Origin of the sequence: Streptomyces sp. NPDC059248 (assembly GCF_042753905.1) — a bacterium.
Classification (GTDB): Bacteria; Actinomycetota; Actinomycetes; order Streptomycetales; family Streptomycetaceae; genus Streptomyces.
Window position 1 is genome coordinate 166,852 of record NZ_JBHYZV010000002.1, and the last position, 19,686, is coordinate 186,537.

General features: G+C 72.4%; 13 protein-coding genes and 1 pseudogene. 2 read left to right on the plus strand and 12 right to left on the minus strand.

Features of this window, described 5'->3' with window-relative positions; genetic code table 11:
- Nucleotides 1-86 precede the first annotated feature (86 nt).
- The 6 genes from ACFXG1_RS01755 to ACFXG1_RS01780 all read right to left on the minus strand — a co-directional run bounded on the left by ACFXG1_RS01755 (nt 87) and on the right by ACFXG1_RS01780 (nt 8,058).
- Complete coding sequence (locus tag ACFXG1_RS01755) at nt 87-968, minus strand: geranyl diphosphate 2-C-methyltransferase (protein ID WP_384708324.1); 882 nt, start codon at nt 966-968, stop codon at nt 87-89.
- Between the two features lie 31 nt (nt 969-999).
- Nucleotides 1,000-2,220 (minus strand): family 2 encapsulin nanocompartment cargo protein terpene cyclase, encoded by a 1,221-nt coding sequence (locus tag ACFXG1_RS01760; RefSeq protein ID WP_384740268.1) that lies wholly within the window; start codon nt 2,218-2,220, stop codon nt 1,000-1,002.
- Nucleotides 2,217-3,629 carry a family 2B encapsulin nanocompartment shell protein gene (locus ACFXG1_RS01765; RefSeq protein ID WP_384708327.1) on the minus strand — a complete coding sequence of 471 codons (1,413 nt, stop codon included), beginning with the start codon at nt 3,627-3,629 and terminating at the stop codon, nt 2,217-2,219. Before ACFXG1_RS01765 ends, ACFXG1_RS01760 begins: the two co-directional genes overlap by 4 nt.
- 253 nt (nt 3,630-3,882) lie before the next feature.
- The gene (locus tag ACFXG1_RS01770) at nt 3,883-5,187 is read right to left on the minus strand and encodes a cytochrome P450 (protein WP_384708330.1); all 1,305 of its coding nucleotides are present in this window, start codon (nt 5,185-5,187) and stop codon (nt 3,883-3,885) included.
- Between the two features lie 124 nt (nt 5,188-5,311).
- Entirely contained in the window at nt 5,312-6,916 is a 1,605-nt protein-coding gene (locus tag ACFXG1_RS01775) for an MFS transporter (RefSeq protein ID WP_384708333.1), read from the minus strand.
- 404 nt (nt 6,917-7,320) lie between these two features.
- Nucleotides 7,321-8,058, minus strand: coding sequence for a TetR/AcrR family transcriptional regulator (locus ACFXG1_RS01780; RefSeq protein ID WP_384708336.1), 738 nt, complete (start codon nt 8,056-8,058; stop codon nt 7,321-7,323).
- A gap of 229 nt (nt 8,059-8,287) precedes the next feature.
- On the opposite strand from ACFXG1_RS01780, the gene ACFXG1_RS01785 reads away from it, so the two are divergent.
- Nucleotides 8,288-9,064 carry a siderophore-interacting protein gene (locus ACFXG1_RS01785; RefSeq protein ID WP_384740246.1) on the plus strand — a complete coding sequence of 259 codons (777 nt, stop codon included), beginning with the start codon at nt 8,288-8,290 and terminating at the stop codon, nt 9,062-9,064.
- Nucleotides 9,065-9,187: 123 nt separating this feature from the next.
- Here the strand turns inward: ACFXG1_RS01785 and ACFXG1_RS01790 are convergent, their stop codons facing one another.
- Nucleotides 9,188-10,531: an FAD-dependent oxidoreductase gene (locus ACFXG1_RS01790; protein WP_384723018.1), complete on the minus strand. Its 1,344-nt coding sequence runs from the start codon at nt 10,529-10,531 to the stop codon at nt 9,188-9,190.
- 203 nt (nt 10,532-10,734) lie between these two features.
- Between ACFXG1_RS01790 and ACFXG1_RS01795 the strand changes: the two genes are divergently transcribed.
- Complete coding sequence (locus ACFXG1_RS01795) at nt 10,735-12,315, plus strand: aspartate aminotransferase family protein (RefSeq protein WP_384740249.1); 1,581 nt, start codon at nt 10,735-10,737, stop codon at nt 12,313-12,315.
- Between the two features lie 106 nt (nt 12,316-12,421).
- Here the strand turns inward: ACFXG1_RS01795 and ACFXG1_RS01800 are convergent, their stop codons facing one another.
- From ACFXG1_RS01800 to ACFXG1_RS01820, 5 genes and pseudogenes are all read right to left on the minus strand, one after another.
- A complete protein-coding gene (locus ACFXG1_RS01800; RefSeq protein WP_384740271.1) occupies nt 12,422-13,159 on the minus strand; it encodes a dienelactone hydrolase family protein in 738 nt (245 codons plus the stop codon).
- Nucleotides 13,160-13,297: 138 nt separating this feature from the next.
- Nucleotides 13,298-14,452: an acyl-CoA dehydrogenase family protein gene (locus ACFXG1_RS01805; RefSeq protein WP_384740253.1), complete on the minus strand. Its 1,155-nt coding sequence runs from the start codon at nt 14,450-14,452 to the stop codon at nt 13,298-13,300.
- Nucleotides 14,453-14,454: 2 nt separating this feature from the next.
- Nucleotides 14,455-15,378: a thioesterase II family protein gene (locus ACFXG1_RS01810; protein WP_384718780.1), complete on the minus strand. Its 924-nt coding sequence runs from the start codon at nt 15,376-15,378 to the stop codon at nt 14,455-14,457.
- Entirely contained in the window at nt 15,378-19,199 is a 3,822-nt protein-coding gene (locus ACFXG1_RS01815; protein ID WP_384740274.1) for a thioester reductase domain-containing protein, read from the minus strand. The genes ACFXG1_RS01810 and ACFXG1_RS01815 overlap by 1 nt, the downstream gene beginning before the upstream one ends.
- 63 nt (nt 19,200-19,262) lie before the next feature.
- A pseudogene (locus tag ACFXG1_RS01820) lies at nt 19,263-19,686 on the minus strand (acyltransferase domain-containing protein); the annotation flags it as partial.

Here is a 19,686-nt window from a genome sequence, read left to right on the forward strand (position 1 = left end):
TGCCGGGTGAGCGGAACGTCACCTTCGGTTCCGGCCCGCCCCCGCGGGATGCGGGGGCGGGCCGGGTGTCCGCCGGGGCCTTCGGGTCAGACCCGGTCCGCCGCGATCAGCAGATACTGGAAGGAGCCGTCCTTGTAGGACTCGATAAACGCCTCCTCGATGCCTGTGACCAGGGACGATGTGGCCCGCAGCTCCCAGTAGGGGAGGGTCGCGGGGGTCAAATCGATCACGGTCTGCGGGACCAGCCGGTTGTCGGCCAGGGCGCGCATGTACTCCCGCCGGGAGTGGATGTTGCACTCGAAGTGCGCGTTGATCTGGGAGACCCATTTCGACGGCTGGCCGTAGATCGGGTTCCAGCAGCCGGTGATGGTGACGTACCGGCCGCCGACCGCGAGGACGCGGGAGTGCTCGGCGAACAGGTCGTGGAGGTCGACGTACATACTGGACTCGTTGTTCCAGGACGCCCGCGCCGTTCCGGAGGCGAAGGGCATCCGGAGCATATTGCAGACCTGGGCGCGGACGGACTTGTCGATACCCAGTTCCCGGGCCCGCCCGTTGGCGAAGTCGGCCTGCTTCACCGAGAGGGTGACGCCCTCCACCTCGCATCCGAAGCGCTGGTGCGCCATCACCATGGAGCCACCGCGTCCGCAGCCGGCGTCGACCAGTATGTCCTCCGCCTGGATCGGCCCCAGGTGATCGAGGAGCACTTCGGTCTGCGCCGACTCCAGCCGGTGCAGTTCGGCGATCAGCCGCTCCTCGCGGTCGGGCGCGCCGGGGTCTCCGAGCGCGGACCGGTCGACGTCCCCGATGCCGTAGTGGTGGTGGTAGAGGCCGTCGACATCTCCGAGGCGCAGATTCACCGGCCTCGCCTCGTGGTCCCAGTAGCGGGCGATGTCGCCCTGGTAGGGCGTCGCCGGGGACGGGATGGTGACGGCGTCGGGGGCGGCGCCGAGGTCAAAAGTGGTCAAGGACGGATCCTTCCTTACCTGTGGTCGGGCCTTACCAGAAGTCGGGCAGGCTGTAGCGGTAGGTATTGGTCTGGTGCCAGTGGTGGTTGCCGTCGACCCAGACGGCCACACCGCGCAGAAAGCGGATCAGGGTGGGCACGGGGCAGGCGACGGCCAGGGCCGCGGCTTCGGCCTCGAAGGTGTGCATCAGTTCGTTGTGGATCCCGACGGCCTTCAGATACGCGTCCCGCTCGGCGAGGCCCTCGCGTTCGGCGAGCACCACGGGCAGGTTCATATGCCGTCCGGGGCTGTCGAGTTCCTTGGTGTACGAGTAGAGGTCGTTGACGATCGTGGTGGCGTTGCCCGCCAGCGCGATGACCCGCTGGGTCGCCGGCAGCGCGTGCAGATCGGCGGGGAGTTCATAGCCGCCGACGGTGTCGGTGATGGTGGGGCAGGGGCGGAAGTTGTTGAACTGGCGCATCGCCAGGTACTCCCACACCTCCGGTACGTAGTCGGTGTGGTCCCAGGCGCCTTCGGCGAGATAGCCCAGATGGAGCCGGGCCATGTCGTGCCGGAACCGGTCCGCCTGGGAGGGGGTCGCGACCTCCAGCAGATGGCCCATGGCGGAGCGGTACGCCCGGCGGGGGGCGTCGGACTCCAGCGACTCCTCCCACGGGAGCCGGTACTCCTCGGCGGTGTGGAGCGGGTCGAGTGCCGTATGGGCGAGCAGCAGCCGTCCGCCGAGGCCGACGGGCGAGCCGCCGTGGTCCTCGCAGTAGCAGTCGTCGACCGCGTTCTCGGCCACCATCAGCCGGGCCGCGACCATCAGCCGGTCGACGTCGACGGCGTCGGGGTGGCAGGCGGCCATGTACCTGCCGACCGCGAAGCCCTCGAACTGCGCCTCCCACTCCGGCGGGTAGAGCCGGATCTCGTCGATGGCCCATTCCTTGATCCGGCGGTCGACCTCGGCCGCCCGGCCGGTGTCGTACACCACCGGATGGTGGTACAGGCCCGGGACCGGGCTGCCCGCCGCCGGGCGGCCCGGCGGCGGCCCGGCGGCCCCGGCCGGTTCCGCCGCCCCGGCCGGTTCCGCGGGCCGTCCCGGGTAGAGACCGGCGGTACCGAGGCCGGTCGGGCCGCCCAGGATCCGTTTCAGCGCGTCGGTGCTCATGAGCGCACCACTACTCCTTGGGTGAGGGGGTCTCTTCCGGGCACGCGTTCCACCGGCGGGACTCCCCCGTGCGGAGTGCGCCGTCCGCGTGGGCCCGCTCAGCCGCTGGTACGGGCGATCTGCACGTTCTCCAGCACGCCGAGGGCGTCGGGGACCAGGACGGCGGCGGAGTAGTAGGTGGTGACGAGGTAGGAGATGATCGCCTTCTCGTCGATGCCCATGAAGCGCACCGATACCCCGGGCTCGAACTCGTCGGGCAGACCGGTCTGGTTGAGCCCGATGACGCCCTGGTTGTCCTCGCCGGTGCGCATCACCAGGATGGAGGTGGTGTTCTCCTTGGTGATGGGGATCTTGTTGCACGGCAGGATCGGCACACCGCGCCAGGCGGGCACGCTCTGGCCGCCGACGTCGACATGGTCCGGGTAGAGACCGCGGGCGTTGAACTCGCGGCCGATCGCGGCGATGGCCCGGGGGTGGGCGATGAAGAACTTGGAGCCGCGGCGGCGGCTGATCAGCTCGTCCAGGTCGTCGGGGGTCGGCGCGCCCGACTGGGGCTGGATCCGCTGGTTGAAGGCGGCGTTGTGCAGCAGCCCGAACTCGCGGTTGTTGACCAGCTCGTACTCCTGGCGCTCCCGCAGCGCCTCGATGGTCAGCCTGAGCTGCTGCTCGGTCTGGTTCATCGGCTCGTTGTAGAGGTCGGCGACCCGGGTGTGGACCTTCAGCACGGTCTGTGCGAGGGAGAGTTCGTACTCACGGGGCTTGAGCTCGTAGTCCACGAAGGCGCCGGGCAGTTCGAACTCGCCGGTGTGGCCGGCCGAGAGGGCGATCTCGGCCTCGCCCAGCCGGTTCTGGGCCTGCTCGGGCAGCGCGCCGAACTCCTGGATATGCGTCTGGAGGGACGGCGATCCGGCCACCACGCCGGCGAAGTCGGCCCGGGACAGGGTGAGCAGGGTGCCCGAGGTGCGGGCGACGGCGGTGTACTCCCAGACCGCGTCCTCGTCGACCAGTGCTTCCTGGCCGAACCGGTCGCCGTCGGCCACGACCTTGGTCACGGTCTCGTCGCCGTAGGGGCCCACCGAGATCTGGTCGATCCGGCCGTGCGCGACCAGATGGATCTGCTCGGCGGGCGTGCCCCGCTCCACCAGTACGTCACCCGGCTGGAAGTCGCGCTGTGCGCAGCGGCCGGCCAGGGCGGCGAGGACGTCGTCGTCGTCGAAGCCGCGCAGCAGCGACAGTTCACCCAGTTCGCGGGGGATCACCCGAACCGAGGCCCCGTCCTGGACGAACTCGATCCGGCCGTCGCCGACGGTGTACGTCAGCCGCCGGTTCACCCGGTAGGCGCCACCGGCGACCTCGACCCACGGCAGCATCCTGAGCAGCCAGCGGGAGGTGATCTCCTGCATCTGCGGGCGGGACTTGGTGGTGGTGGCGAGATTGCGGGCCGCCGCGGTGCTGAGAGCGCTCTGCGGGCGCGCCTCGGGCTGCGGCTCCGGGCTGGTGTCCACGGTCATCGGGCAGAAGTCTCCTTCAAGAGGGCAGCGCTCGGTATACGCGCACGTCAGTCGGGCGTCGGAGATGAGATGATGCGGTATCCGGAAAATCCCCCCGGATCCGTGAGAACCGTATGCACTGCCCCGCCCCTTGAGCCATTGAGCGGCGCGTTCCTCCCTCGAACCGGTGAATTCGCGCCCGTGTACGTTTGCCGGGCCATTGACCATGATCGGCAATATTCGAACTCACGAGCGACCCGGAGTGGCCGGGGGATTACTCCAGCGTGGCCGGAGTCGGCCCGTCGGGGCGGACCGTGATGCCGTAATCGGCGCCCGAAGGAACGGTCCGGAACCGCGGCACATGGGCGGGCAGCAGCCGTTCCAGCAGGGCGGTCGACTCCCGGAGCGCGAATTGCAGCCCGAGGCAGGCCCGGGGGCCGATCCCGAAGGGGAGATAGCTCCCGGGATGGGCGGGCCGCCGTCCGGGGGTGAGGAAGCGCTCGGGCTCGAACCGCTCGGGCTCCGCCCAGAGCCCGGGGTCCCGGTGTGTCAGATAGGGGCAGACCAGCAGATCCGTGCCGGCCTCGACGGTGTAGCCGGTGAGGACGTCGTCCCGCGCCGCGTGCCGGGGCAGGATCCAGGCCGACGGGTAGAACCGCAGGGTCTCCTGGACGATCGCCCGGACGGCCAGGTGCCGCTCGGGCGACCCCTCGGGTCCCGCGGCGAGCGCCCGTTCCCGGGCCGCCGGATGACGGTCCAGCAGGAGATAGAGCCAGGTGAGGGTGGAGGCGGTGGTCTCGTGTCCGGCGACGAGCAGGGTGACCAGTTCGTCGCGGATCAGCCGGTCGGTGTACTCGGGCCGGGTGTCACCCGCCTCCAGCAGGACATGGAGCAGCCCGGGCCCCTCGGGTCCGGGGCCGTCGTCGCGGGCGGCGGCGACGGCCAGCCGGACCACGGCGTCGATCCGGGCCAGTTCGGCGCCGACGGCCTCCTGGGCGGCGACGCCGTCGGCGGGCAGTCCGGGCAGCGCGGCGGCCACGGTGGCCAGGGCGCCCAGTTCGCGTACCGTCGCGTCGTCGACGGGGTGCCCGGTCAGGGACCGCCAGATGGTGTCCAGGGCGAAGCGGCGCAGCTCGCCGCCGATGTCGATCTCGTCGCCGTTCCGGGCGTACGCGGCCCAGCGCGCGGCGGCGGCCGCCGCGGCGGCGTCGATCCGTGCCTCGTACCGCCGCATGCCCCGACCGGTGAACTGGGACTGCAGCAGCCGTCGTTGCCGTCGCCAGGCCTCGCCGGTGGCGGCGAGTACCCCGTCGCCGATCAGCAGCCGGGCCCGGTGGGAGCGCTTCACATACAGGTCGGGCCGCAGGGCTAGTACCTGCTGTACGGCGTCGGGGGCGGTGACCAGGACGGTGGGGCGCGGCCCCAGGGGGATCGCGGCGACCCCGCCCAGCCGCTCACGGGCCAGGGCGAAGAGGTCGACGAGCGGGCCTTCCGCGGCCCGCCAGCCGGCCACGGTCCGGGCGTCCAGTTCGGGGATCCGGCGGACGGCGGGGGTTTCGGGGCTGGTGGTACCGGCCACGGGGCGGCTCCTGTTCGACGGCGCGTCATCACGCACTGTAGGGGAGCCGTCGTGGTGCCGGACAGACCGCGTGGGCTCCCCCGGCCCCGTCGCCGGGGCGGGAGGGGAGCCCTGCGGCCCGGGGTCAGCGCCGGGCGGACACGGTCTGCCGCGGCTGCTCGGCGGGCGCCTCGGGGGTGGGCGCCTTCCGCTTCCGGCTCGGCAGTACCAGGGCCACCAGGACGGTGCCGGCCCCGAGGATCACGGCGCCGACGAGGCCGGTACGGGCCACGGCGTCGGCGAAGGAGTCGGTCACGGCGGACAGCATCTCCCGCGCCGCTTCGGGACCGGCCCGCTCGGCGGTCTCCGCGGCGACCGCGAGTCCGGCGCCGACGGAGTCCTCCGCGGCGTTCAGCGCCTCGGCCGGGGCCCGGTCGCCGACCGCGTCCCGCAGATTGGCGGCGTACGAGTCGGCCAGGACCGCGCCGAGCAGGGCGATCCCGAGGGAGCCGCCCAGCTCCAAGGAGGTGTCGTTGACCGCGCCGCCGATGCCCAGCTCGGATTCGGGGAACTCGCCCATGATCGCCTCGGTGCAGGGCGACAGGGCGAGGCCGTTGGCGAGGCCGAGCAGGACCAGGGGGAGGACCAGGTCGCCGTAGCCGGAGGAGCCGTCCACCTGGGCGAAGAGGATGAGCGCCGCGGTTCCGCCGACCATGCCCGCGGTGACGGTGACCCGCATACCGAGCCGGGGGGTGAGGACGCCGGTGAGGGCGGAGCCGACGAAGACCGCGAGGGCCAGCGGAAGCATCCGGACGCCGGTCTCCAGCGGGGTGAAGCCCAGGACGAACTGGAGGTGCTGGGTGAGGAAGTAGAAGGCGCCGAAGACCGCGACGAAGAAGAGCACCACGGCCAGGTTGGCGCCGGTGAAGCGGCGCCGCCTGAACAGCCGGACGTTCAGCACCGGCTGCGGGTGGCGCAGCTCCCGGACGACGAACAGCACGGCGCCGACGACGGCGACGACGGTGGCCACGACGACCTCGGGACTGCTCCAGCCGAGGTGCGCCGCCTGGATGATGACGTAGACCAGCGCGCCGATCCAGACCACGGAGAGCACTCCGCCCACGGTGTCGATCCGCCCGTAGTCCGCGGCCTTGGAGGGCGGGACGAGGAGGAAGGCGCCGAGGATCGTCAGGGCGACGACCGGGATGTTCATGGCGAAGGCGGAGGCCCAGCCGTAGTGCTTCAGCAGGACGCCGGCGACGAGCGGGCCGAGCGCGATGGCGACCCCGGCGGTGGCGCTCCACAGGATGATGGCCTTGACCCGTTCACCGCGCGGGAAGGTGGCGGCCAGCAGGGACAGGGTCGCGGGCATGATCATCGCGGCGCCGGTGCCCATCACGGCCCGGGCCGCGACCACCCCGGCCGAGGTGTCGCTGAGGGTGCCGGCGACCGCTCCGGCGCCGAAGATCAGCAGTCCGGCGACGAGCGCGCCGCGCCTGCTGTACTTGTCCCCCACCGCCCCCAGGACCAGCATCAACGCGGCGTAGGGCACGGTGTATCCGTCGATCACCCATTGCAGGTCCGTGTTGGAGAGCCCCAGGTCGCCGATCATGTCGGGCGCGGCCACGGTCAACGAGGTATTGGCCATCACGGCCAGGAGCAGACTCAGACACAGCACGCCCAGCGCCCACCAGCGCCGGCCGTAGGGCTGGTCCATCCGTTCCACCGGTTCGTTCGCCCACAACGTCATGGTGAGGTCCTCTCGGCCCGCGGGATACGACGCTCCGGCCGGTCGGCCGTACGGGGTCATCGGGGTGCCGGGCCCGCGGACCGGGCCGGGGCACGGGGCCGGGCACGGCGACGCGGCGCGGGGCGCACGGTCGTCGGCGGGCCCGGATCCATACCGGGGATTCGAGCCCTGAACGATCCCGCGAGGGCCCCCAGGGGGTGAGGGAGCCCTCGCGGGAAGAGGGAACGAGGACGCGTCGCGTCCCTGCCCTCCGCCGGAAACGACCGATGCGATGAACTCTCGCGAGCGTTTCGATGTCTAGGGTCTGTTACACCCCCTAGCAAATCATCCGCCCGAGACCCTGTCAACACGTCCTCGCGCCGTGCCGACTCCCCCGCGCCGCGACCCCGGAGACCGCGGACGGCTCAGCCGCCGGCCGCGGGCGGCTCGTACTCCAGGCCGTGCGTGGCGCACAGATCGCGCAGACACTCCTCGAAGACCGGTTCGAGGTCGATCCGGGCGAAGTCCAGCTGGCGCAGCACCTCCATGCAGAGCAGCCCGTAGAGCTTGATCCAGCCGGACAGGAAGACATGCATCGCCTCGGGGGGCAGCAGGCCGCCGGTCTCCGACGAGTAGACGGCGAGCTGCTCGCGCAGGGCGTCCGGGAGCTCCCCGGGGCCCGGGACGGGGAAGGGGGCCACCGCCCAGACGTCCACGGTCTGGTCGAAGAACACCCGCTCGAACCGCTGTCCGGAACGGCGCCTCGGCGAGTCGTCGCCCCGCTCGTCGAAGGGCGGGGCCGGGCTCGCGAACATCCAGGTGAACTCCGCCGAGTGGGTGGTGGCCCAGGCCCTCATGGCGCGGCAGGTGGCGAGCAGCCGGGCACCGTGCGAGTCGGCGGGCTGGGCGTCCCGGGCCGCGACGATGGTCTCCGTCAACTCGTCGTAGAAATCGGCGATGACGGCCTCGACCAGCTCGTCGTGGCTGGCGTAATAACGGTAGACGGCCGGTCCGCTCATCCCCATCTCGCGGGCGACCGCGTTGATGGTGACGGCGGGCGGGCCGCCCTTGTTCAACAGCCGCCGGGCGGTCGCACGGATTTCCGCCAGAGTCGCCTGCCGACGCCGCGCCACCCGGCCTGTCGCTTGCGCTTGTGGAGTCATTCCGTCGCTCACCTCACGTCCATTGACACGGTAGACCATCTATGCTTAGTTAGAGATTGTCACTAACGTTATGCATTAAAGCTTACGTCACTGTAACTTACATTACCGGAGAGGCCAATGCCGCCGGCACGGTCCGGACGGGCCGCCGTCCCGGCGGGGCCTCGTACAACCCCCTTTACGCGCGTCGCGATCGGCCGAGGTCCGGTCCCGTAACCGAGGAGGAAGGCATATGCCGAACAGTCCGGCGCAGCCCGCTCGCCGCACGCTCAACCCCCTGGACCGCTTCGCCAAGAACCGGAAGGACGGGGTGGTCACCGATGCCGAGCTGGTCACTCCGACCCTCAAGAGGGTGCGCATCACCTGTGACCGGCTGGAGGACATGACCTTCACCCCCGGTCAGCACTTCCGGATCGAGATCAACGACCCGCTGTCCCTGTACGGCATCTTCCGGCCGGGCGAGACCCTGCGAACCTACTCGATCTGGGACTACGACCCCGGGACCGTGACCTTCGAGATCCGCGGCCATCTGTACGAGGGCGACGGCATCGGCCTGCGCTGGCTGCACGACGTCAAGAAGGGGGACACGGTCCCCTTCTGGGGTCCCCTGGGCGATCTCGTGCTGCGGCCCGGCGCTCCGTACCACCTCTTCGCCGGGGACGAGACGGCGGCGGCGGCCTTCGGCCCGCTGCTCCGCGGACTCGGCCCCGACGAGCGGGTGTACGGGGTGCTGGAGAGCGAGACGCCGGAGGACGAGGTGCCCGTCCCCGGCCCGCACACGCTGCGCCGCGCCCATCGCCGGGGCGCGTCGGCGGTGAGCTCGCGGACGCTGCTCGACGCGGTCGCCGCCCTCGAACTGCCCGACCACCCCGGGGTGGCCTATATCGCGGGTGAGGCGAAGACCGGCCAGGCCATTCGCAGCTACCTGGTACGGGAACGGGGCTGGGATCGCACCCAGGTCACCGTCAAGCCGTTCTGGACCCCGGGGAAGAAGGGCCTCCACCACTGATCCCGCGACGGACGACGACGGGCCCGCGCACGGCACCATCGCCGGACGCGGGCCGCACGTCGGCCCGGGCGGACGCCGTCGGCGGCCTGCGGGCCGGAGCGCCCGCCGACCGCCGGCCGCCCGTCAGTGGCCGGGTGGTCGTCCGGCCGCCGCCAGGACCTCGCCGACCCGCTCCAGTACGGCGGGCTCCAGCAGCGCCGTGACGGGGTCGACCAGGCCGAAGACGCGCAGACAGGCCAGGGCCACACCGCTGTCGTGGGCGGCGGCGACCTGGGCCCGGCCCACCAGCTCCAGCGCCTGGAGCACCTCGGGGGTGCGCTCCCCCTCGACCCCGGGGATGCTGAGGTCGCTGATGATCGTCATATCCCAGACGTCGTCGATCACCCGGTCGGCCAGCTCCTGGAAGAACCGCGGCCCGTCCGGGGCTCCGGCGGCGGCCAGGTGCCCGCGCAGGACGAGCGCTTCGAGGGCCGCGACCGTCATGCCCTGCCCGTAGCGGGGGTTGAAGCTCGCCACGGCGTCACCGATGACCAGCAGCCCCGCGGGGAAGCTCGCGAGCCGCTCGTAGCGCCGCCGGACATTGGTGGGGAAGCGGTAGCGCCGCGGCTCGGTCAGCGGCTCGGAGTCCTGGAGCACCTGATGGGCGTCGGGCGCCTGGAGGGACTTCACGAAGTCGAGGAAGCCCTCGTGGTCGGTGGGCGGATGGTCGCCGAGGACACCGTAGGCGGTGACGATCGTCCGGTCGCCCTCCACCCGGGCGCAGCTCGCGCCGCGCGGCACCTCGGGCGATGCCACCGTGTTGATGGAGATATCGCCGCCGAACGCCTCGGGCGGGGTGCGGTAGAAACAGGTGACATAGCCGATGTCGATCTTGTGCCGGTCCTCGTCGACCCGGGGCAGGCCCAGCTCCTCCAGCCAGACGGGGGTTCGGGAGCCGCGTCCCGTGGCGTCCACGACCAGATCCGCCGCGAGGGTCTCCTCCGCCCCGTCCCGCAGCACCACCACACCGGTCACCGCCTGCCGCCCCGGGTCGACGGCGGGCCTGACGACGGCGGTCTCCCCGCGCAGGGTGACCCCGGGAAGGGCGGCCAGCCGCCGTCTGATGTGGCCCTCCCGGAACGGCCGGGTACAGGTGACGGTGGCGAGTCCGGAGTCGGCGCGGCTCAGGGGGCTGCCGCCGAGGATCCAGCGGGCGTCCCGCGCGATGTCCCCGCGGGGCGCGCCCGCCGCGACGAGTTCGCCGGCCAGCCCCGGGAACAGCTCCTCCATGATCTGGTGGCCCCGGGCCAGGGCGTCGTGGGAGTGGCCGCCCTGGGGGACGCCCCGCCGTTCGGCCGGCGGCCCGTCCAGCGGGTCGCGGTCGACGACGGTGACCCGGCCGTAGAAGTCCGTCAGGACCCGGGCGGCCAGCAGCCCCGCGATCCCGGCGCCCAGGACGATCGCGTGCCGTTCCCCGTGGAATTCCATGCTGCCACCAGCTCCTCCTGTGCGCGCGGGCGCGAATATGCGCCTGAGGAGGGAAAGCTACGCAGCCCGTGTCATCGTCCGACCACCGGCGGATAACTGGCCGTCCGACGCCGGGGAAATCCGGGGTTACCGGTGCGTGACTGGCCGTCCGTAGGGTGCCTGAAAAGTGATCTGACCGATGTTCAGAATAGCGGAGGGCCGCAATGAGCGCAGTGTCCCCTGATATCGACCTCACCGAACCTCATCTCGGCGAGATGCTGGCCACGGCGGGTCTGGACGTGGAGTACGTCCGGGCCGACGGGAACACCCTCTACTTCCGCGACGGCGACGGCACCGAGGTCCCGGTCGTCGATTTCGCGGGCGGCTACGGCTCCCTGATCTTCGGGCACAACCATCCGCGGATCGTCGGAGCGCTGAGGGCGGCCCTCGACGCCGGAACACCGGTCTACGCGCAGTTCTCCCGGCATTCGACGGCCCATCAAGTGGCCCGGCGGCTGAATGAGATCCTGCGGCGCGACGCCGGAGTCACCGAACCGTATTTCGCGACCTTCGCGAGTACCGGTGCCGAGGCCGTCGAGGCGGCCGTCAAACACGCCGAGTTCGACCGGTCCCTGCGGGCGGCGGCGCTGGTCCGGGAGATCGAGACGCATATCGAGGAGGCGGGGGAAGCGGTCCGCGCCGGGGAGGCGACCGTACCGGACGCGGCGTACGCGGCGCTGGGTGTGGTGCCGTCGGCCGGCGAGGACGGTTTCGAAGGACTGGTGGCCGCGGTCTCCCGGCAGAACGCGCGGACGGCGGCCCGGCCGCCGGTTTTCGTCGCCCTGGAGGGCTCCTTCCACGGAAAGCTGGTCGGCAGCGTCCAGCTCACCCATAACGCGGGCTTCCGTACCGCCTTCTCGGCGCTGGCGGCCCAGGCCGTCTTCGTCCCGTTCGACCGGCCCGAGGCGCTGGCGAAGACCGTGGAGAAGGAGCGGGCCCGGCTGTGGGACGTCGTCCTGCGGGACGGCCGGGTCGAGGTGGAGGCCCGGGACTTCCCGGTGTTCTGCGCGTTCCTGGTGGAGCCGATCCAGGGCGAGGGCGGGATCAGGGCCCTGGGGGCGGAGACCGCGGCGGAGCTCCAGCGGATCGCGGCGGACGTGGACTGTCCGATCGTCGTCGACGAGATCCAGACCGGCCTGGGTCGTACGGGGGCCTTCCTCGCCAGTGCGGCGATCGGCCTCCGCGGCGACTACTACGTCTTCTCCAAGAGCCTGGGCGGCGGGCTCACCAAGAGCTCCGTCATGCTGGTGCGGGAGGCGCGCTACCGCAAGGAGTTCGAGCTGGTCCACAGCTCCACCTTCGCCAAGGACGGGCTGTCGAGCGCCGTGGCGCTGAAGGTGCTCGACCTGCTGGAGGAGGACGACGGACGGGCCTACCGGCGGGCCGCGGAGCGCGGCGAGCGCATCACGGCGATGCTGCGCGCCGTCCAGGGCGACTTCCCCGAGGTGGTCGCCGATGTCCGCGGGCGCGGGCTGATGCTGGGGTTCGAGCTCCGCGACCAGTCCGACAGCCCGTCCGAGCTGATCGCGGCGCTGGCCCGGGACGGTGTCCTCGGCTATCTCGTCTCCGGCTGGCTGCTGCGCAGGCACCGGATCCGGGCGCTGCCGACGGCGAGCGCCGTGGACACCCTGCGGTTCGCCCCGTCGGTCGATGTGAGCGACGCGGAGATCGACCAGCTGGAGGCGGGGCTGCGCGGTATCTGCGCGATCCTGCGCGACCGGGACGAGCAGGGGCTGTTCTCCTGACGGACGGACGCGGTACGGCCCCGGTGCCCGACGGGCCCGGGGCCGTACCGTACGACCGCGTCGACGCCGGGCGGACATCCCGCTCGGGTCGGCGGACCTGCCCGGATCACGCCCCCGGATCCTCCGGCAGGGGCAGGCATTCGGCGAGCAGATCGACGATGTCGCGCCAGGCCCGCCGCGCGTGCCGCGGGTGGTACCCGACGCCGGGGACCACGGGGTGGTCGACCGGCGGGTGGTGGAAGGCGTGCAGGGCGCCGCCGTAGACCGTGAGGCGCCAGTCGACGCCTGCGGCCCGCATCTCGGCGGTGAACGCGTCCCGTTGCGCGGGCGGCATGATCGGGTCCTCCGATCCGACCCCCGCCCATACCGGGCAGCGGATTCGCGCGGCCTCGCCCGGCCGGCCCGTGGTCACCGCGTTGACCGTCCCGATGGCGCGGAGGTCGACGCCGTCGCGGCCGAGTTCCAGCGCTACGGCGCCTCCGGTGCCGTAGCCGACGGCGGCGATCCGGTCGGGGTCGGTCCGCGGTTCGGCGCGCAGCACGTCGAGCGCCGCATGGCCGATGCCCCGCATCCGGTCGGGGTCGGCGAGCAGTGGCAGACAGCGGGCCAGCATCTCCTCGGGGTCGCCCAAGTAGCGTCCGCCGTGGAGGTCGAAGGCCAGTGCCACGTATCCCAGCTCGGCGAGAGCGTCGGCACGTCGGCGTTCGACGTCGCTGAGCCCGGTGCCTTCCGGTCCGAGCAGTACCGCGGGCCGGCGGCCGGCACCGGCCGGGAGCGCGAGGTGCCCGGTCATCGTCAGACCGTCGGCGGGGTAGTCGACGGTACGTGTCGCCATCGTCGTGATCATCGTCATGGGACGGGACTGTAGGCATCGCCGAGCCCGGTACGGCCGGTGTTCCGCCACCGGCGGAACGGCGCGGGCGGCGCTCCGCAGGAGGGCGAGGAGGCGGACCGTCCGGTCCGCCCCCTCGCCGTACGCCGGTCAGGTGCGGCGGGCCACCGGCACCACGTACCGGCTGAAGACCAGGTCCCGCAGGACGTCGTCGCCGCCCTCGATGATCGAGACATGGCGCATGTCGCGGACGAGTTTGCCGATCGGCGACTCGTGGGTGTAGCCGAGTCCGCCGAACATCTGGGAGGCGACTCCGGCGATCTCCCAGCCGGTCTGGCCGCAGAACATCTTCGCCGCCACGGCCGACTTCAGTGTTCCCAGCCGGGTGAAGACCCCGGCCGCGTCGGGGCGGGACATGATCGCGTCGTATTCGCGGGCCGCGGCCTCGCACTGGTTCTTCATCACCGCGATCTGCATCTCCATCTGGCCCAGCTTGGCCGCGAAGACGGGACCGGCGAGGAGGGTGGAGTCCCGGAACGGCTTGCTCTTGGCGTACTCCATGCACAGATCGCGCATCCGGCGGGCGATGCCGACGGCGGTGGTGGCGATCAGGATCCGGCTGGCGTTGAGGCCGATCTCCAGCAGGCGCAGTCCGGAGCCCTTGAGCCGGTTCTCCTCGGGTACGCGACAGTGGTCGAGGCTCACCCGGTAGGTGCCGGACGACCTGAGGCCGATGACGTCCCACCGCTTGTCGATCGTGACGCCGGGGGTGTCCCGGGGGACGACGACGGCCTGGGGGTCCGTCGGGTCGGTCGCGGAGACGCCGATGACGACGAGGAAGTCCGCGAAGGCGGAGTTGGTGGAGAAGTACTTCTCGCCGGTGACGACCAGTTCGCCGCCCTCACGGGCGATCGTGGTCTCCGACTTCCCCAGTTCGCTGCCCGCGCGTTCCTCGCTCCCGAGCGTGGCGCAGAACGTCCCCCGCTTCGCCAGGGGCGGCAGCAGGCGCTCCTTCAGCTCCGGTGTGCCGTACAGCTCCACCATGCTGCTGCCGAGAACGGAGATGAAGAGCGTGAAGGCGACTCCGGCGTCGTGGTAGGCGAGTTCGTTGACGATCTCGACGCTCTCGGCGAGGCCGAGGCCGAGGCCGCCGTGCGCCTCGGGGATCCACCAGTTCGCGAGACCGGCGTCGCCGAACCTCCCGTACAGGGGCAGGGGCATCTCGGCGAGCGTATCGAGGGATGCGTGGGCACCGGGGAGTTCCGCGGCGGCGAACTCCCGGACGCGCTCCAGCTGCTCCGTCATCTTCACGTCCTCGGTCGGGGTCGGGTGGCGGGGTCCTGCGGGCGGGCGGTGACGGTGGTGTCGGTGGTGTCGGCGGCGGCGTTGTCGGAGTCCGTATCCGGGGCCGGGTCCGGCGCCCCGGCGAGGTCCGCGGTCACGGCGCGGGCGACGTCGGCCGCCCGGTCGGCGAGGTAGAAGTGCCCGCCGGGGAAGACGCGCAGGGCGGTGGGGCCGGTGGTGTGCCGGGCCCAGGCCGCCGCGTCCCCGACGGGTACCAGCGGGTCCGCGTCACCGGTCAGTACGGTGCAGGGCAGGTCGAGCGGCGGGCCGCCCGCCCAGGCGTAGGACCGCAGGGCCCGGTAGTCGGCCCGCAGCGGGACCAGGACCAGCTCCTTCAGCTCCGGGTCGGCGAGGATCTCCCCGCTGACGCCGCCGAGTTCCAGGACCCGGGCCACGAGGGCGTCGTCGCCCTCCAGCCGGTCGGCGGGGACGGGTCCGAGACCGGGGGCGAGCCGCCCGGACAGGAAGAGGTGTACGGGTCCGGTGCCGGGCCGGTCCCGCAGGCGGGCGGCGGTCTCGAAGGCGACCAGGGCGCCCATGCTGTGCCCGAAGAAGGCGTAGGGCCCGCCGGCGGAGTGCGCCGGGGCATCGTCCGTGAAGGCGTCGTCCGTGAGGGCGTCGGCGATCCGGTCGGCGAGTCCGGGGATGTCCAGGGGCGTCTCGTGCCGGCGGTCCTGCCGTCCCGGGTACTGCACCCCGAGCGCGTCGACCGACGGGTCCAGGGCGCGGGCCAGCGGGGCGAAGGCGCCCGCGGCGCCGCCCGCGTGGGGGAAGCAGATCAGCCGGACGGCGGGGGCCCGTCCCGGCGGGGTCAGCCGGCGGAGCCAGCGGGCGTCCGGTGTCGTACCCGCCGCGGCCGGTGCGCCGGTGAGGGAGTGCGCGGGCATCAGTTCTCCCTGTCGGTGACGGTGATGGGTGCGGTGTCGGTGGTGGTACCGGCGGCGATCGGCGGGGCCGGGAAGTAGCCGGCCTCGGTGAAGAAGTCGGTGTAGAGGGCGAAGAGTTCCTTGGCCACCGGCGGGCATTCGACGCCGGTGCCCGCCAGCGCCGCCTCGGTGTCGGTGACGTCGAGGCGGGTTCCGGGCGCTTCGTCGTGTGCCATCAGTTCGAAGGCGCCGAAGAGGGGGAGCATCGCGTTGTCCCGGTCCCCCCGCACCCGCTCGGACCAGGCGTCCCGGTCGAGCGTCTCGAAGCGGTAGCCGAAGGACCGCAGATGCTCGACGCATTCGGCGAAGCCGGTGTCCTGCGGGTTGGCGAGGTGGAAGGTCCCGCCGGCCGCGGCCTCCCGCCGGGAGAGCGCGAGGAGGGCGCCGGTGACGTAGTCGACGGGGACGAGGCCGAGCCGGCCGCCCAGCCCTTCCGGTACGGCTCCGGCCTGGATGAGCCCCTTGAGGCTGAGCCAGACGAAGTCGCTGGTCTGGCAGGCGCCGTTGACCTGGTCGCCGCAGACCACGTCGACCCGGTAGACGGAGACCGGCAGTCCGCGTTCCCGGGCGATCGCGATGTTCCGCTCGGCGACCCACTTGCTCTGCACATAGCCGGTGGGCAGTTCGGCGCCGGGCCCGGTGGGATCGCCGGTCCTCCGGGGCGTACCGGTGTCGGAGGGGCGGAAGACACCGACGGTCGAGACGTAGTGGAGGGGTACGGTCCGGTGGCGGGCGGCGAGCCGCAGCAGTTCGGTGGTGCCGGTGACGTTGGACGCCTTCAGCTCCTCGTACGGATAGAGCCAGTTGACCTGCGCCGCCGCGTGGTAGACGGCGTCGACGCGGTGCGCGAGGGCGTCGAAGGCGGCTTCGCCGAGGCCCAGCCGGGGCTGGGCGAGATCGCCGGTCACCACCTTCAGCCGGGTCTCGTCGATATCGCCGGTGAGCCGGTACCAGTCGAGGTTGCGGCGCAGCCGGTCCCGGGCGTCGGCCTCGTCCCGGCCGCGTACCAGGACATGGACGGTGGCGCGGGTGGTGCGCATCAGATCGCGGAGCAGGAAGGCGCCGAGGAATCCGGTGGCGCCGGTGACGAGGACCTCGTCGGGGTCGGCGGCCGCGGTACGGATCTCCGCCGCCGGGACCACGTCGTCGGGGAGGCCGATCTCCGCGGCGAAGTCGACGGTCCGCCGGGACGCGGCGGGCGCCTCGTCGGATCCGGCGTCGACGAGGACCGTACGGAGGTAGTCGGCGAGGCCCGAGGGCGTCGGCCGGTCGAAGACGACGGTGGCGGGGAGACGGCGGCCCGTCGTCGCGCTCAGCCGGTTGCGCAGCTCGATGGAGGTCAGGGAGTCGAAGCCGAGGGCCGGGAAGGGCTGGTCGGGGCCGATCCCGGCGGTGTCGGTATGGCCGAGTACGGCCGCCGCCTCGGCCCTGACGAGTCCGAGGACGAGGCTCCGCTGCTCGGGCTCGGCCAGTTGGCCGAGCCGTCCGCCGAGGGAGTCGAAGCCGTTGTCGATATTGCGGGCGGTGTCGCGGACCGGGGTCCGTACCAGGCCGGTGAGGACGACCGGGAGCTGTGCCGGGCGTTCCCGGAGGGTGCCGACGTCGATGGGGGTGGCGACCAGGACGGGGGTACGGAGGGCGAGGGCGGCGTCCAGCAGGGCGACGCCCCGGTCCTGCGGGACGGGCCGGAATCCACCGCGGGAGAGCCGGTTCAGATCGGCGTCGCTCAGATGCCCGGTCATCCCGGCCTCCTGCTCCCACACTCCCCAGGCGATCGAGGTGGCGGGGAGGCCGATGGCCGCGCGGTGGGCGGCGAGACCGTCGAGGTAGGCGTTGGCGGCGGCGTAGTTGGCCTGGCCCACGCCGCCGATGACGCCGGCGACGGAGGAGAACAGGACGAACGCCGAGAGGTCGTGGTCCCGGGTGAGGTCGTGCAGGTTCCACGCCGCGTCCGCCTTGGGGCGCAGCACGGTCCGCAGCCGTTCGGCGCTCTGGTCGGGGATCATCGCGTCGTCGAGGACACCGGCGGTGTGGACGACGGCCGTCAGGGGACGGTCGGCGGGCAGCTCCGCCAGCAGCCGGGCCAGGGCGTCGCGGTCGGCGGCGTCGCAGGCGACGATGTCGGCTTCGGCGCCCAGCGCGGCCAGTTCGGCCTTGAGGGCGGCGGCGCCGGGCGCTTCGGGGCCGCGCCTACTGAGCAGCAGCAGCCGGGAGACGCCGTGTTTCCCGGCGAGGTGGCGGGCGACGAGGGAGCCCAGGGATCCGGTACCGCCGGTGATCAGTACGGTGCCGTCGGGGTCCCAGCCGGGGCCGGTGGCCGCCGAGGGCGCGGGCGGTGGGGTACGGCGCAGCCGGGGTACGGTCGCGTGCCCCGACCGGATCGCGGTCTGGGGTTCGCCGGAGGCGACAACCGCCGCCAGGGCGGCCGCGGACTCGGGGGCGTCGTCGAGGTCGACGAGCTGGATCCGGCCGGGTGCCTCGGACTGGGCGGAGCGCAGGAGTCCCCAGAGGGCGGCGGCGCCGGGGTCGGTGACCCGGCCGTCCCCGGCCGGTACGGCGCCGTGGGTGACCGCCATGAGCCGGGTGTCCGCGAGCCGGTCGTCGGCGAGCCACTCCCGTACGGTCTCCAGCGTCCCGGCCGTCGCGCGGTGCGTCTCGTCGGGCGATCCGCCGCCGGGTGGTGTCCGGTACGCGGTCAGTACGGCGTCCAGCCGCCCCGCGCCTTCGGCCGCCGACGGTACGTCGCCGAGGGCTTCGGCGCCGGGGAGGCGCGGGCCTGTGTCGCCGGGCAGGACGCCCCACCTCAGGGGGGCGGCGTCCGGCAGGGCGACGGGGGTCCAGTCGATCCGGAACAGGGCGTCGTGGGCGCGGGCGGCGGCTGTGCTCAGTCCTTCGGCGTCCAGGGGGGCGAGGGTGACGGCGTCGGCGCTCGCGACGGGCCGGCCGGTGCGGTCGGCGGCGCGGACGGTGTGGACGCCGTCGGCGCCGGTGACCTCCACGCGGATCGCGGTGGCGCCGGTGGCGTGGAGCTGTACCCGCTCCCAGCGGGTCGCGGACCGGGGGGCGGTCCCGTCGGACGGGGCGGCGGCCAGGCCGATGGCCGTGTCGAGGAGCGCCGGGTGGAGCCCGAACCGGTCGGCGTCGGCCCTGGCGGTCTCCGTCAGGAGGATCTCGGCCCACACGGTGTCGTCGCGGCGCCAGACTGCCGTGATCTCGGCGGGCTCCGGCAGGCCCGGGGTGCCGTCGCCGGGCGGCGGGGGGACATCGACGGCTTCGGCACCGGGCGGCGGCCATGGGACGAGGCCGGGTCCCGGCGCGGCCCCGGCGGTCGTGAGCAGGCCGCGGGCGTGTTCGGTCCATTCGGTGTCGACGGCGTCGGTGCGCGCGGCGACGGTCACCGGGCGATGTCCTCCGGCGTCGGGCGGTCCGACCCTCACCTGGAGTTGGAGACCGCCGTGGGCGGGGAGCGTCAGGGGGGACGTGACGGTCAGTTCGGCGACGGTGGCGCAGCCGAACTCGTCCCCGGCCCGGAGCGCGAGGTCCACCAGGACGGCGTCGCGGACCCGTGCGGGCCCTTCGGTCCGCCGGTCGACGAGGCGGGGATGGGTCCGGGCGGCGATCCGTCCGGTGAGGATGGCCTCGTCGCCGCCGGCGGGGTGGACGACGGCGCCCAGCAGTCCATGGTCCGCGGTGCCGAGGCCGAGGCCGGGCGCGTCCTGCCGCTGGGCCTTGTTCCCTATCCAGTAGCGCTTGCGGTCGAAGGCATACGTCGGCAACTCCACCCGACCCACACCCCTCTCGTCCCGACCCAACACCGCACCCCAATCAACCCCCACCCCACCCACAAACGCCTCACCCAACGACAACACAAACCGCTCAGCACCCCCATCACCCCGACGCAACGAACCCGACACACCCACCAACCCACCCACACCCAACCCCTCAGCAACCGACACCACACCCTCCACCAACACCGGATGACACGACACCTCAACAAAATGAACCGCACCCCCCTCCCCCAACACCGCACCCACCGCCTCATCAAACCGAACCCGCTCCCGCACATTCCGATACCAATAACCCCCCGACAACTCACCACCATCCAACAACCCACCCGTCACCGTCGAATAAAACCCCACACCACCAACACCACCACTCCGCCCCACAACCCCTTCCAACACCCGCAACAACCCCTCCTCCACCACCTCCACATGACCACAATGCGACGCATAATCCACCGCCACCCGCCACCACCGAACACCCCGCCCC

Excerpts from the sequence above, each read along its gene's own strand:
- ACFXG1_RS01765 (WP_384708327.1), bottom strand. The coding sequence starts at position 3,629 with ATGACCGTGGACACCAGCCCGGAGCCGCAGCCCGAGGCGCGCCCGCAG.
- ACFXG1_RS01775 (WP_384708333.1), bottom strand. The coding sequence starts at position 6,916 with ATGACGTTGTGGGCGAACGAACCGGTGGAACGGATGGACCAGCCCTAC.
- ACFXG1_RS01780 (WP_384708336.1), bottom strand. The coding sequence starts at position 8,058 with ATGACTCCACAAGCGCAAGCGACAGGCCGGGTGGCGCGGCGTCGGCAG.
- ACFXG1_RS01785 (WP_384740246.1), top strand. The coding sequence starts at position 8,288 with ATGCCGAACAGTCCGGCGCAGCCCGCTCGCCGCACGCTCAACCCCCTG.
- ACFXG1_RS01790 (WP_384723018.1), bottom strand. The coding sequence starts at position 10,531 with ATGGAATTCCACGGGGAACGGCACGCGATCGTCCTGGGCGCCGGGATC.
- ACFXG1_RS01795 (WP_384740249.1), top strand. The coding sequence starts at position 10,735 with ATGAGCGCAGTGTCCCCTGATATCGACCTCACCGAACCTCATCTCGGC.
- ACFXG1_RS01805 (WP_384740253.1), bottom strand. The coding sequence starts at position 14,452 with ATGACGGAGCAGCTGGAGCGCGTCCGGGAGTTCGCCGCCGCGGAACTC.
- ACFXG1_RS01810 (WP_384718780.1), bottom strand. The coding sequence starts at position 15,378 with ATGCCCGCGCACTCCCTCACCGGCGCACCGGCCGCGGCGGGTACGACA.